Genomic DNA, 13,619 nt, shown 5'->3' with positions numbered 1-13,619 from the left:
ATTCGAAGACCTATTCTAACCGGGAAGAAATATGACGTTTGTTCCAGGCCCGATTATAATCCCAAGCAAGTCTAAGGAAGAAAGGCGTAAAGTCAAAAAGGAAGTAAAGAAAAAGACTACTCCTCCAAAAAAGGAAAAGAAGTTAGTCTATGTTCTCATAAAATTGAAGCCCGATCAGCTTATAAGCGAAAAAGCCAAAGAAGTTGAAGAGCTTTTTAGGGGAAAAACGTTCAACAGGGTGGTAAATCCCGATGAGTATACTCTTCTAATGAATGCCCAGAATCTTTTCTCGAAGGCAAACAGGCTTTATGTTGTTGAGCTAACGGATGGAATGAACCGCTGGTTTTATCTCGTGCCGAGCGAGGAGAGGATTAAGTTCAAAAATAGGGACAAGTACATAGTATTTCTCATTAAAAAGGACTCCTCTCTTGAGGAGATATTTAAAAAAATTGCTGAGGGCAAAATAGACAAGAAGAGCACATTTGAAGTAGTTCTAACTGTCATAGAAGCAGTTTTGGGAATTTTGGCATTTGTGGCTGGCTATTTAGCACTTGAAGATGTCATTGACTTTTCCCAGCTCAGCAACATTGTAACTTTCGTGCTGTTTTTTATCTTTGCACTTCAGAGCATTAAAAAAGGCTATAGAAAGAGGAGCTGGGAGGATTGAGAGTTTTACTTCCCTATTTCCCAAGCTCAAAGTCCGAAAAACCCAGAAGATGTGCATACTCTGTAGTGTTTGATTCTTCCCTCGCAGAAACTTTGAAAGCCCTTGAAAAACGCTTCTTATCTCTCGGAATAAAACCAGTTAGACTCATAGATCCGGAATGCTATACTCTGGAAAGTCTCGCAGATTCTTTGTATGGGAGTGAGCATATTGGAATATTGGAGGTAAAGGGAGAGTTGAATAGAGTGTTCTACCTTTTTTCAGAAAAGAGCGAGCTCGAAGATGACCTCGAGTTCGATGTTTTTACAGAAGCTAAGAGCTATTGGGATTATCTACTCTCTTTAATCCTAACTACAGTGTTAGTGCTTTTAATGGTACTTTTGATAAGCTATCCTTTCTCAATTCTGCCGTTTAAGGGAGTTAAACCAGTAGAAAGGAAAAAAGAAAACTATACGAAAAATCCCGCTCTCAGCGTTGGAATCGCTAAAAAGAATGAGATAAGAAGACTAGCGCCCAAGCTCTTTGTGTGCTTTTGCTAAGTGCTTTGCTGCTATTGCCGCCAATAAGGAGAGCTCTCCTGCCAATACTGCACCCGCAACGATTTCTGCAAACTTCTTTGCATTAGTTCCAGGTGGGTCTCCTCCGCCAGCGACACCCATGATGCTCAATGCCTCCCTTTGCGTAGGAACCCTTGTCCCCCCACCAACTGTTCCAATTTCAAGGCTCGGCATTGTTATGCTTATGTAGAGATCCCCTTCGGGAGTTACTTCCGCAAGGGTTATTCCATGAGAACCTTCAGTTATTTGGGCTTCATCCTGGCCTGTTGCCAAGAATATAGCTCCAACTATGTTCCCAAAGTGTGCATTAAAGCCATAGCTTCCAGCCTGGGCTGAACCAACGAGGTTTTTCCTATAGTTTACTTCTGCTATCAGTTCTGGCGTGGTCTTAAGCTTCTTCTCGACTATCTCCCTTGGAACAACAGCCTCAGCTATAACGGTTTTTCCTCTTCCGTTGATGAAGTTCATCGCGTTGGGCTTCTTATCAACACAGAGGTTGCCCGATAGGGCGAGGTACTTCACATCCGAGAAGTGCTCCTCTATTATCTTCATTATCTCTTCGCTCGCTATCGTGACCATGTTCATGCCCATTGCATCTCCGGTTTCAAACTCAAACCTCAGGTAGAGGTTGTTGCCGACGATGTAGGGTTTAACTCCCCTAAGTTTTCCGTGCCTTGTTACTTTGGAAACCGCTTTCTCTTGGAGGTATTCAAGGTTCTCCTCAACCCATTGGGCGACTTCTCTCGCCCTCCTTGCATCAGGGCACTTCAAAAGAGGAGCCCTTGTCATTTTGTCATCTATTATGGTTGTTTTCACACCGCCTGCGGCTGTTAAAGCTGAGCATCCTCTGTTAACACTCGCAACTAACGCTCCCTCTGTTGTTGCTAGAGGGATGTAAAATTCGCCCTTGGCGTATTCCCCATTTATCTTTAAAGGCCCCGCTACTCCCATGGGTATCTGAACGACTCCAATCATGTTTTCTATGTTTTTTCCGATAACCTGCTCAGGGTCAATGGAGTAATGCCCGATGTTTTCGAGCGATATTCCCAACTTCTTTTCGAGGGCCTTTCTTCTTACCTCAGTTGCAAGCCTTTTGTCTCCTGTGTACTTTTCTACTTGATGGAGCTTAATCTCTCCATTGGCTACTTTTTCGATAAGTTCTTCCAAGTTCATATTCATACCCCCAACAAAAGAGATTTTTCAAATCTTTTTAATCTTTTTAAATATCCATTCCTCTAATATTTCTCCAGATTCATAAAACGCTATAGCAGCATCGCTCCTTGGCTTATATGCGAGTATTGGGATTCCAACGTTTATGGATTCCGGCACGTACTTATCAAACGGTATTACCCCAACAACCGGTAGGCCAACATTTTCAGTGATTTCATCTACTATATGCTCTATAATCTCTTCTGACTCCCTGACCTTGTTTAGCACTACCGCAATCTTCAGCCCGTATTCCTCACCTATTGCCTTAAGCTTGTTGATTTCGTTCTCAACCATTGCTTCAAAGGAATAAATTGGCGATCTTTCAATTTCAACAACTATTATTTGGTAATCAGCAACTTCAAAAGTTGGAAGAGTATCAAACGGAATCCCAGTAGGAGAATCAACAAAGACTACCGGAAACTTGTACTTCATTTGCTCAACAATGTCTCTCAATCGTTTAGGTGAGATGCCTATTACATCCTGCAGTCTAGTACTCCCGGGCATCACGTTAACTCCAGTCTTTGGGTGTTTATAAATGGCCCATTCTGGATCAATATCAGGATTTTTGAGAAGGGAATGAACGGTATAATTAACATTTTCTAAGGCAAAATGGAACCCGAGGTTGGGTAAGAAGAGATCGCCATCTATAGCCAGAGCCCTATACTCTTTTTGAGCAAAATAAACGCTTAAATTTGCCGTGGTTGTGGTTTTACCCGCTCCTCCTCTCCCGGTAACAATTATAACCGGCATTATTCACACTTCCTTAGGTAAATCTTTAAGGTAGAGATAACGCTTCTAAATAACTGCAGCAATGAACACACTACAGTTATTAACAGAAGGAAATATAAGATTTTCGTAAGACAATAGGATATAGGAGAAAGAAAGAAAAACTCAACCGAGAACTTCTCCGAATGCAAACTTCTGTTTCACAGAGTTTATAACAATCTCCACTTCGTCCCCAACTTTTGTGTTTGGGACAAAAATAACAAAGCCCTTAATTCTTGCTATCCCATCTCCACCTTTTCCGAGGGCTTCTATCTTCACCTTGTATCTTTCCCCAACTTTAACTGGAGGCACTCTCAGACTTCTTCTGTCCATCCTCTTCTTTCCAAAGTTCCTATCCTCCAATTCAGACACCACCAAGCAAGTATCTGCAATCTCAATTGTGATAGTAGAGGTATTTAAAATTTTTGGTAGTCTCATAACTTTTTCAAACTTTTTGTTTCTTAATTTCTGTCCTTTCCATTGAAAATTGAAGTCAAGGAACAACGAAACATATTTTATCAATGAAACCATGGTATTTTATAATAGCGATATTTTACGAAGACAAAAAAGCTTATATCAAAAGACAGCGAAGATATTAATGCTAACGAACCCGTTGTGGAGATGGTTAACTATGAGCGAAAAAATGACAGCTATTATGAAAACTAAGCCGGCTTACGGTGCCGAGCTTGTTGAAGTTGATGTTCCAAAGCCAAAAGAAGGAGAAGTCCTCATTAAGGTTCTTGCAACCAGCATATGTGGGAGTGATCTTCACATATACGAGTGGAACGAATGGGCACAAAGCAGGATAAAGCCTCCCCAGATAATGGGGCATGAGGTCGCTGGAGAAGTTATAGAAGTTGGTAAGGGAGTAAAGGATGTTCAAATAGGCGACTACGTCTCTGCAGAAACTCATATAGTTTGTGGAAAATGCTACCAATGTAGAACTGGCAACTACCACGTTTGCCAGAACACCAAGATATTTGGAGTAGATACAGATGGGGTATTTGCGGAATATGCAATTGTTCCAGCCCAAAATGTGTGGAAAAATCCCAAGGAGATTCCTCCAGAATACGCGACTCTTCAGGAGCCTTTAGGCAATGCCGTTGATACAGTTCTAGCCGGGCCAATTTCTGGAAAAACTGTTCTCATAACAGGTGCCGGGCCATTAGGCCTTTTGGGCATAACGGTGGCTAAGGCAAGCGGGGCTTCTCTGGTAATAGTAAGCGAACCAAGTGATTTCAGAAGGGAATTAGCAAAAAAAGTAGGTGCTGACGTTGTTATAAACCCGATGGAGGAGGACGTTGTTAAAGAGGTCAAAGATCTAACGGATGGCAATGGAGTTGACGTTTTTCTTGAGTTTAGCGGTGCTCCAAAAGCTCTCGAACAAGGCTTGAAAGCAATCACTCCGGGAGGGAGAGTCAGCCTTCTCGGATTGTTCCCGGGGGAAGTAACTTTTGATGTTAACAACCTCATTATCTTTAAAGCGCTGGAAGTCCATGGAATCACCGGAAGGCATTTATGGCAGACATGGTATACAGTCTCCAACCTCCTTAGAAGCGGAAAGCTGAACTTAGATCCAATAATCACACACAAATACAAGGGATTCGATAAGTTCGAGGAAGCTTTTGAACTAATGCGTGCTGGAAAAACTGGCAAGGTTGTTTTCTTCCCCAACAAGCGCTGATTTTTCTAATCTTTTTTAACCTTGAAACCGCAATTTTTAAGTAACTCCAGCAAGACTTCTTTCGGGGGGTTGGTAATGGAATTAAGCTATCAAGAAAAATTAACTCTCATCAAGCTCAAAGATTTGAAAAAGGCAAAATTTGAGGATCTCGTTAAAGAGACTGGACTTGATCAAGTAGCAGTGATGAGAGCCGTCCTCTGGCTCCAGAGTAAAGGGCTCGCAAAGCTTCATGAAAGACAAAAGAGAATTGTAAGAATAACAGAGCTGGGGAAAAAATACGCTGAAATTGGGCTCCCAGAGAGGAGAGCTTTAAAGCTGCTTGTAGAAAGGGGCAAGGTTTCTCTTGATGACCTCAGGGAAGTTTTGAGTGACGATGAGCTCAAGCCGATTATTGGAATCCTAAGGAGAGAGGGCTGGGCTTCTGTTAGAAAAGAAGACGGAAAACTTATTCTTGAGGTTACTGAGAAAGGAAAGGAAGCCCTTTCTAAGGAGAGACCAATTGACAAAGCATTAAAGCTCCTTGCTGAAAAGGGAGAAGTTGAAGCAAAAGAACTTGAGCAACTAGTTCCGATTAAGGAGCTAAAGAGCAGAAAAATTGGAGAAGAAGACACCAAAGCGGAAAGAGAAGTGGAAATTACAGAAGAGGGAATAAAACTCGTTGAAAAGGGTCTTGAGCTCAAGAAAGAAGTATCTGTTCTCACTCCAGAACTTATAAAGAGTGGCGAGTGGAGAAATGTTGAGTTCAAGCGCTTCAACATTCAAGCTCCCGTAAGAAGGGTTTATCCCGGCAAGAAACAGCCTTATAGGGTCTTCCTTGACAAGATACGGAGAAAGCTTATAGAGATGGGCTTCATTGAGATGACTGCAGAAAGCCTAATAGAAACCCAGTTCTGGAATTTTGATGCCCTGTTCCAACCTCAAAATCACCCAGCAAGGGATTGGACTGATACGTATCAGCTGAAGTACCCCAAATATGGCTCCCTCCCAGATGAAGAGCTCGTGGAGAAAGTTAAAGCCTCTCACGAACACGGCTGGACAACCGGGTCAAGGGGATGGGGGTACAAGTGGGATCCAAGGATGGCTATGTTACTAATGCCTAGGGCACATGCAACCGCCCTAAGTGCAAGACAGCTCGGCAAAGGCGTTCAAATACCGGGCAAGTACTTTGCAATTCAAAGAGTCTTTAGGCCCGACGTTTTGGACAGGACTCACCTAATAGAATTCAACCAAGTTGATGGATTCGTCGTGGATGAAAGCTTAACATTCAAACACCTCCTTGGAATACTAAAGAGGTTTGCTGTTGAAATTGCTGGAGCAAAGAAAGTTAAGTTCCTTCCAGATTATTACCCATTCACAGAGCCGAGCGTCCAGATGAGCGCCTACCACCCCGAGCTCGGCTGGGTAGAATTTGGGGGAGCAGGAATATTCAGAGAAGAAATGACGAAGCCTTTGGGAATAGACGTACCAGTAATTGCGTGGGGAATTGGAATTGACCGTCTAGCAATGTTCAAACTCGGAATAGATGACATAAGATACCTCTTCAGCTATGACCTAAAGTGGTTGAGAGAAGCCAAACTGGTGTGGTGATGAAGGATGCCGAAGTTCGATGTTGCCAAGCATGACCTGGAGAGATTGGTAGGGAAGGAGTTCACAGTTGAGGAGTGGGAAGATCTCTTCCTTTATGCAAAGTGTGAACTTGACGATGTGTGGGAAGAGGGAGGAAAAATATACTTTAAAGCTGATGCTAAGGATACCAACAGACCTGATCTATGGAGCGCTGAAGGAATAGCGAGACAGGTAAAGTGGGCTCTTGGAATGGCAAGAGGACTGCCGAAGTATGAAATCGAAAAAAGCGATGTTGTTGTCTATGTCGATGAGAAATTGAAGGATATAAGACCGTATGGAGTTTACGCAATAGTTGAGGATCTTGAACTCGACGAAGAAGCATTAAGGCAGATAATCCAACTTCAGGAAAAAGTAGCGCTCACTTTTGGAAGAAGGAGGAGAGAAGTCGCTATAGGAACGTTTGACTTTGACAAGCTCAAGCCTCCCTTCTATTACAAAGCGGTAGAGCCGGATAAAATAAGATTCATCCCCCTAAACAGCGACCGAGAAATGAGTGCGGATGAAATACTTGAGGAGCATGAAAAGGGGAAAGAATACGGGCACTTGATTAAAGGGAAACCGTACTATCCTCTGCTTGTTGATAGAGAAGGAAACGTCCTGTCAATGCCTCCAGTTATAAATTCCGAAACTCACGGAAAGGTCACGGAAGAGACTAAGAGCATTTTCATAGACATTACCGGGTGGGATCTTAACAAGATTATGCTCGCTTTAAACGTCATTGTAACAGCTCTGGCTGAGCGTGGTGGAAAAATAAGAAGCGTTAAAGTAGTATACAAAGATTTTGAAATAGAGACTCCCGACTTGACTCCTAAGGAATTCGAGGTTGACCTTAGCTACATCAAGAAGCTTGCTGGAGTAGAGCTAAGCGATGAAGATATAAAAGACCTCTTAGAGCGCATGATGTACGAAGTTGAAATCGTCGATGGCAAGGCAAAGCTGAAGTATCCGGCTTTCAGAGATGACATAATGCACGCGAGGGACGTTTTGGAGGATGTCCTAATAGCATACGGCTACAACAACATCCCTCCGGAGGAGCCAAAGCTTGCTGTCCAAGGAAAAGGAGATGATTTTGTAGACTTCGAAAACGCAATAAGGGATCTCATGGTTGGCTTTGGCCTCCAAGAGGTCATGACATTTAACCTTACGAACAAAGAAGCCCAGTTTGATAAGATGAACATCCCCGAAGAGGAAATAGTGGAAATAGAAAACCCGATAAGTCAGAAATGGTCAGCATTAAGGAGATGGCTCCTTCCAAGCCTGATGGAGTTCTTAAGTCAGAACACCCACGAAGAATATCCCCAGAAAATCTTTGAGGTAGGCAAGGTGACTCTCATAGATGAAAAGAGGGAAACAAAGACCGTCAGTGAGAGCAAGCTTGCAGTCGCACTTGCACATCCGAAAGTGACGTTTACAGAAGCAAAGGAAATCCTCGACAGCCTAATGCGCCATCTCGGTGCTGAATATGAGCTTAGAGAAATAGAACACGGTTCTTTCATCCCAGGTAGAGTTGGGGAGATAATAGTCAATGGAAAGAGCGTTGGAATAATAGGAGAAATTCACCCACAGGTGCTTGAAAACTGGGGAATAGAGATGCCAGTTGCAGCTTTTGAAATATTCCTAAGACCTTTCTACAAAGGAAGCTTTCTCTGACCTCTTTTCTTTCTCCTGAATATGGAAGGGTTAAAAAGACTTTTCTTTTGTATGAATTTCTTTGCCAACGTAAGCATGATATCAAAGTTGATTAGGGACTCCATTGTTTCTATATCAACCTCCATTTCCCCACCTCCAATTCTTTTTATGGAGTAGAGGTTTTAGCTTTTGCCCTATTTTTATTGTCAAAATTCCAAAGATATTCGCGAATTAGCAGAATGGATAGACACATTGACCTTGATATTTGTAAAGGAAGCTAACGGGTAATATTTTTATAACCTCCTATTCAAATTTTCGGGCATGAGAATAGCTCTAAAAATTGCCTACGACGGGAGAAAGTTTTACGGCTTTCAAAGACAGCCCAATGTAAGAACCGTCGAAGGCGAGATAATTAAAGCGTTAGTAAAGCTAGGAATAATTGAAAACCCGAAAGATGCGAATTTTAAGGGCGCTTCAAGGACTGACAGAGGGGTTTCCGCTTTTGGAAACATCATTGCTTTTAACACATCCAAACCCGAACTCACGTACCCCAGAATTCTAAATCATCATCTGCAAGATGTATGGGTTTTGGGAAGGGCGCAAGTTCCAGAAGACTTCCATCCAAGGTTCTGGAGCAAGGGAAAGGTGTATAGATATTATCTTATCGACGAAGGGTTTGATATTGAAAAAATGAAAGCATGTGCTCAACTTTTTGTTGGGATCCATGACTTCTCAAACTTTGCACGCATTGAAGAGGATAAAAACCCGATAAGGAAAATAGATAGGATTGAAATACTCCCAAAGGGAAAGGTAATTGTAGTTGAAATTGAAGGAGAGAGCTTTCTCTGGGAGATGGTTAGGAGAATAGTAACTGCTCTCAAACTTTGTGCTTCTGGTGTTCTTTCAATAGAAGACGTAAAAAGAATGCTGGAAGAAAAAGTTGCTAGGAAGCTCCCACCCGCCCCTCCAGAAAACCTCGTTCTCTGGGAAGTCAAGTACGAGGGAGTGTCCTTTGAAAAGGATCCTTATGCAGTTGAAAAGGCTAAAAAAGAATTCTTTGAAAAATTTGCCCAACACCTGATAACGGCAAGCATTTTTGAGGACTGGCTCACTTCTTTATGAGTTTTTCAAGTTCTTTATCGTAATATTTGCCATAATACTGCTTCAGGGCTTTTTGCCTCTCTATAAAGTGGGTAAAGAGAAGGGGATCATCATCCTTTATGTCAACTATGACCGCACCGTCCCTTCCTTTGGGCCTTAAAGCCCTTCCTATAGTCTGGATCGTCATTATATCGCTTTTTCCTCCCCCAGCCAGAATTATGGCCGAGATTTCCGGAATATCAACTCCCTCTTTTAGCAGAGTAGACACCAGAACGTTAATTTCTCCTTTCTTGAACTTTTCAAGAATTTCCCATCTGTTTGGGCTCTGGGAACTCAAAAACTCAGCGTTTATGCCCTTCTTTTTAAGCATATCTACAAGAATCTTCCCGTGTTCAATTCTCTTGACGTCTATTAAAACCCTATGGCCTTGTTTTGCGAGTTTATATGCTGTCTCAACTATTGCTTTGTTCCTCTCTTCATTTTCCATAATCACTTCTTCGTAAAGTTCTTTGTATCGTTCTGCCAGAGATGGCATAGATGATTTGTAGTCAATTATTTTGAACTTTGGCTTTGCCAAGAATTTTTCTCTTATCAGATCCTCAGCTTTAACCTCGGATATTATGGGGCCTATCGCACCCTCTATCTTCAGTTCTTCCCCTTTAATCCTTCTCCATGGAGTTGCAGAGAGACCAAATCTATATTTTTGCGGCAGGCTTATCCCAAGCTCGTAGAACTTTTCTGCGGCTGATGTTCTGTGGCATTCATCGAACACAACAACCGCATATGGGAGCTGGAGCTTATCAACGCCTCTAGAAAGAAGAGTCTGTATCATGGCTACCGTTACGGGTCTTTCTACCCAATTGTTGTCCCCCACAACTCCAGCTTCAATCCCAAGAACCTTCTTTATGTTCTCAGCCCACTGATAAAGGAGTTCCTTTGTATGTACAACAATAAGGGCAGAAAGGTTGAGCTCGTAAATTATCCTCAAACCGATTATTGTTTTTCCACTTCCTACGGGCAGTGCTAAAACTCCCATGCCGGCCTTTAATGCCTTTTTGACAGCTTTTTCTTGGTATTTTCTTAACTTATACTCCTCGTTCCACGTTGCGTTTATTTCTAACCCCTCAACTTTTCTTTCATCAATTATCCTAACCCTATATCCTTTTGAATTCAAAAGTCGCTTTACACGGGGAATTAGACCAACGGGGAAGGATTTTGTGTGAGGATCATACAAACTTTCGGGCTTCTCCCATTTACCGAAACTTTTTCGGTAAGTTAACTCTTCATATATCATGAAGTATACCTTAGGATCTGCCTTTTCAATATACACCAATGCGGATTTATCTGGAATTCTCAATACTACCGTCTTCATAGCAACTCAAAAGACATTTTTGGACGTTCCCCTTTATAGCTCTTTCTGTATTCTGTTGAAAAATATCCGAAAAGAAGCGCAAAAATAAAAATGCCCAAAAAGTTTATCACGGCATCAACAAATTTTGGATGGGTGGTGTTATGCTACGCGAGATATTGCAACAATTTCAAGACGAGCTTGTTATCATCGATAAGCCGGTCAGCAAGAAGTTTGAGATAACCAAGTACCTCCTTCAACGCAAAACAAGACCCGTTTTGTTTAAAGATGTCGATGGATGGGAAGTTGTCGGAAATATTTGGAGCACACGAGAGAGGATAGCCTCCTTTCTGAATACTGAGAAGGAAAGGCTCATACACGTCCTGACTGAGGCCATGGAGAACCCCTCACCTTATAGAACTGTTGAGGACGCATCATTCCTGAAGAACTCAACACGTGACTTCTCCCTGACGGAGCTTCCCATCCCCAAGTACTACCCGAAGGACGGCGGCCAGTACTTCACCTCCGCCATGGTCATAGCCAAGGACGAGAACGGCTTCGTCAACTTGTCCTTCCACAGGATGATGGTGCGCGATGACAAGACCGTCGCCATAAGGCTCGTCCCGAGGCACCTCTATGCCATGTGGAAGGACAAGGCCGAGCACGGGGAGGAACTGGACGTCAGAATTGTGGTCGGAAACCCGGTTCATCTTCTCCTGGCCGGCTCTACGAGTGTGGCCTACGGCGTGAGCGAGCTTGAGATAGCCTCAAAGCTTAGTGAGATGACCTTCGGAAAGCCGCTCGAAGTCGTTGAGTTGGGCGGAATACCCGTCCCGGTTGAGAGCGAGTTCGTCTTTGAGGCAAAGATAACTCCCGAGCTTGTTGATGAAGGCCCCTTCGTGGACATAACTGGAACCTATGATCACGTGAGGAAGCAACCTCTGGTTGTGTTTGAGCGCATGTACCACGTGGACAGGCCTATATTCCACGCCCTCCTGCCCGGTGGATACGAGCACTATATGCTGATGGGCCTTCCAAAGGAGCCGCAGATTTACGCGAGCGTCAAGCGCGTCGTGCCGAAGGTTCACGGCGTAAGACTAACAGAGGGCGGGTGCATGTGGCTCCATGCAGTAGTAAGCATAACAAAACAGCACGACGGCGATGGGAAAAACGCAATTTTAGCCGCTTTTTCTGGACACCCGAGCTTAAAGCATGTGGTAGTGGTTGATGAGGACATTAACATCTATGACGACCGCGAGGTGGAGTGGGCGATAGCGACGCGCTTCCAGGCCGACAGAGACCTCGTGATAGTTCCAAACGCCCGCGGTAGCTCCCTTGATCCCTCCGGCGAGAAGGGCTTTACTGCCAAGTGGGGCATAGACGCCACAAAGCCATTGAACAGAAAGGAAGAATTCGAGAGGGCAAAGCTCGGGTGACCTCTTTACAATTTTTGTGAGCGAATGTGCCGTCTTCACAGAACACACTTATTCTGCTTGTTACCACTACTTTAGAGTTACTTTACACTCTTTTTCTTCGCAGTTTAGTTCAATTTCAAACTTCAATTTGCTTGGGACAACAATGCCGAGCCACCAGAATTCATAAACTTGTATCTCTCCAGTGATTGTGTGATTTCCCATTGAAGCGGGGTTTAAAGTAAATCCTACATAACTACTTCCGCTTGGATGCTCCTCTTTAATCAAAATATCGCTTTTAGTGTCAACTTTGATCAAAAATCCCTTAATAATGGGTAGTTTGTCTTTAAGTGCTAGGTAACATCCAAAATATTGCCCGTTTGAGGCACTATACTTTGTACCGTTCCAACAATAAAAAGAAGCGGTGTAGGTAAGTTTGGAGTAGTTTGTGTACGTGTAATAAGGGAGATATTCAAAGCTGTTCTCTGAGACTAGAGAATTTGTTGGGATAACTAAATTGAAGAGAATTACGTAAAAGAGATAAAATGTCAAAATGCTCCGCTTTCTCGTGAATTTCACCCTCATCGCCCCAAATTATGGAGCTCCGTTAGTGCTCTCATAACGGAATGTTCCATTGCAGTATCTCCCTATCCCAGTGTACAAACCAAATGTTGCACAGCCGTCTTCCCTGATTTTGCCCCATCCTGCTATCACATGACAGAGACAGTTCGGGTCGTAATCGAACTTCCTGTCAAAGATTGGTTTTGCATTCTTAAATATGATGACTCTCCCGAACATAGGGGATCCATCACTCTGGGGGCACTCAAAGCCTATGATTGTATAACTGCCATTTGAAGCGAGAAAGATGTTTCTTGTTGCCCAATACCCCTTCCCAAGGTCAATCTTTTTAATAAGTCCCTCTTTATCGTAAATGTATAACCAGTCATTGCCGAGCTTATATCTCGCATCTGGCATTTTGTCGGCTGGAAGACCTCCATGGAACTCCGCAATGAAAAAATACTCCCCAGCTGAACTCACAAAAATTTGGGGCCAGCTTATGCCCTGTTCACTTCCAGTAGCTTCCTTTACTTCCCAAATGTAAGGGAGCATTTGAACATGATCCCACAGGAGATTTCCTCTGTAATCACATGCTACAAAGTGCTTTACCTGCAAGGTAGTGGTTTTGTTCTTAAGTTCCAAAGTTGCCACAGGATAATGCGTTAAGTCCACAATGACCAATGGAAGCTCAACCGTCTCATTCCTCTCATAAAGTCCAACAACTCCCCAAGGGAAGAAGTAAGCCTCGGATGAAGTTATACGATACGCAGTTCTGTTCGTTTTTATGAAAAAACTTCCATCTGATGATCTGGTTATGATTGTCTCATTAAACTTGGCAAAAACGTTGCCGTCGGCTTCCTCAACTGGAGCCCAGAATGGACACTCCGCATTAGAGAGGCTCTCATTTGGCTCGTTTGATTGTGAATGATACCAATAACCCACAAAAGCCAATACAAGAATCAGGAAAAGGATAGGAACTGCCATCCGTCCTTTAACTACCATTAGGATCCCCTTCACGTCTTTGTTGAGGCGCCCTTACTAATCTACCATTGTAGGTCCTTTCACT

14 protein-coding genes are annotated in these 13,619 nt (G+C 43.2%); 7 read left to right on the top strand and 7 right to left on the bottom strand.

Features of this window, described 5'->3' with window-relative positions:
* Positions 1-31 precede the first annotated feature (31 nt).
* Positions 32-667: a hypothetical protein gene (locus NF865_RS09865; protein WP_253304539.1), complete on the top strand. Its 636-nt coding sequence runs from the start codon at positions 32-34 to the stop codon at positions 665-667.
* Positions 664-1,203, top strand: coding sequence for a hypothetical protein (locus NF865_RS09860; RefSeq protein WP_253304538.1), 540 nt, complete (start codon positions 664-666; stop codon positions 1,201-1,203). The genes NF865_RS09865 and NF865_RS09860 overlap by 4 nt, the downstream gene beginning before the upstream one ends.
* On the opposite strand, the gene hmgA is transcribed toward NF865_RS09860, so the two are convergent.
* From hmgA to NF865_RS09845, 3 genes are all read right to left on the bottom strand, one after another.
* Positions 1,171-2,394, bottom strand: a complete 1,224-nt coding sequence (gene hmgA / locus NF865_RS09855) for a hydroxymethylglutaryl-CoA reductase (NADPH) (protein WP_253304537.1) — start codon at positions 2,392-2,394, stop codon at positions 1,171-1,173. The genes NF865_RS09860 and hmgA overlap by 33 nt on opposite strands.
* A gap of 27 nt (positions 2,395-2,421) precedes the next feature.
* Entirely contained in the window at positions 2,422-3,180 is a 759-nt protein-coding gene (locus tag NF865_RS09850; protein ID WP_253304536.1) for a MinD/ParA family ATP-binding protein, read from the bottom strand.
* A gap of 141 nt (positions 3,181-3,321) precedes the next feature.
* On the bottom strand, positions 3,322-3,528 hold the full coding sequence (locus NF865_RS09845) for a TRAM domain-containing RNA chaperone (RefSeq protein WP_253305664.1): 207 nt from the start codon (positions 3,526-3,528) through the stop codon (positions 3,322-3,324).
* Between the two features lie 298 nt (positions 3,529-3,826).
* Between NF865_RS09845 and tdh the strand changes: the two genes are divergently transcribed.
* The 3 genes from tdh (at position 3,827) to pheT (ending at position 8,155) form a co-directional block, all read left to right on the top strand.
* Positions 3,827-4,879, top strand: a complete 1,053-nt coding sequence (gene tdh / locus NF865_RS09840) for an L-threonine 3-dehydrogenase (RefSeq protein ID WP_253304535.1) — start codon at positions 3,827-3,829, stop codon at positions 4,877-4,879.
* 75 nt (positions 4,880-4,954) lie between these two features.
* Entirely contained in the window at positions 4,955-6,466 is a 1,512-nt protein-coding gene (gene pheS, locus NF865_RS09835; protein ID WP_253304534.1) for a phenylalanine--tRNA ligase subunit alpha, read from the top strand.
* Between the two features lie 6 nt (positions 6,467-6,472).
* Positions 6,473-8,155 carry a phenylalanine--tRNA ligase subunit beta gene (gene pheT, locus NF865_RS09830; RefSeq protein ID WP_253304533.1) on the top strand — a complete coding sequence of 561 codons (1,683 nt, stop codon included), beginning with the start codon at positions 6,473-6,475 and terminating at the stop codon, positions 8,153-8,155.
* Here pheT and NF865_RS09825 read toward each other — a convergent pair.
* Entirely contained in the window at positions 8,134-8,280 is a 147-nt protein-coding gene (locus NF865_RS09825; RefSeq protein ID WP_253304532.1) for a hypothetical protein, read from the bottom strand. The genes pheT and NF865_RS09825 overlap by 22 nt on opposite strands.
* 175 nt (positions 8,281-8,455) lie before the next feature.
* On the opposite strand from NF865_RS09825, the gene truA reads away from it, so the two are divergent.
* A complete protein-coding gene (gene truA, locus NF865_RS09820) occupies positions 8,456-9,256 on the top strand; it encodes a tRNA pseudouridine(38-40) synthase TruA (RefSeq protein WP_253304531.1) in 801 nt (266 codons plus the stop codon).
* On the opposite strand, the gene NF865_RS09815 is transcribed toward truA, so the two are convergent.
* Complete coding sequence (locus tag NF865_RS09815) at positions 9,243-10,607, bottom strand: DEAD/DEAH box helicase (protein ID WP_253304530.1); 1,365 nt, start codon at positions 10,605-10,607, stop codon at positions 9,243-9,245. The genes truA and NF865_RS09815 overlap by 14 nt on opposite strands.
* A gap of 140 nt (positions 10,608-10,747) precedes the next feature.
* Between NF865_RS09815 and NF865_RS09810 the strand changes: the two genes are divergently transcribed.
* Complete coding sequence (locus tag NF865_RS09810; RefSeq protein WP_253304529.1) at positions 10,748-12,019, top strand: UbiD family decarboxylase; 1,272 nt, start codon at positions 10,748-10,750, stop codon at positions 12,017-12,019.
* 66 nt (positions 12,020-12,085) lie between these two features.
* Here NF865_RS09810 and NF865_RS09805 read toward each other — a convergent pair whose 3' ends face one another.
* Both NF865_RS09805 and NF865_RS09800 read right to left on the bottom strand, forming a co-directional pair.
* Positions 12,086-12,574: a hypothetical protein gene (locus NF865_RS09805; RefSeq protein ID WP_253304528.1), complete on the bottom strand. Its 489-nt coding sequence runs from the start codon at positions 12,572-12,574 to the stop codon at positions 12,086-12,088.
* A 15-nt stretch (positions 12,575-12,589) separates the two neighbouring features.
* Positions 12,590-13,555 carry a hypothetical protein gene (locus NF865_RS09800; RefSeq protein WP_253304527.1) on the bottom strand — a complete coding sequence of 322 codons (966 nt, stop codon included), beginning with the start codon at positions 13,553-13,555 and terminating at the stop codon, positions 12,590-12,592.
* Positions 13,556-13,619 lie beyond the last annotated feature (64 nt).

The sequence above is a fragment of the Thermococcus aggregans genome, assembly GCF_024022995.1.
Lineage (GTDB): Archaea > Methanobacteriota_B > Thermococci > Thermococcales > Thermococcaceae > Thermococcus_A > Thermococcus_A aggregans.
This window is presented reverse-complemented; position numbering and strand designations above follow the sequence as displayed.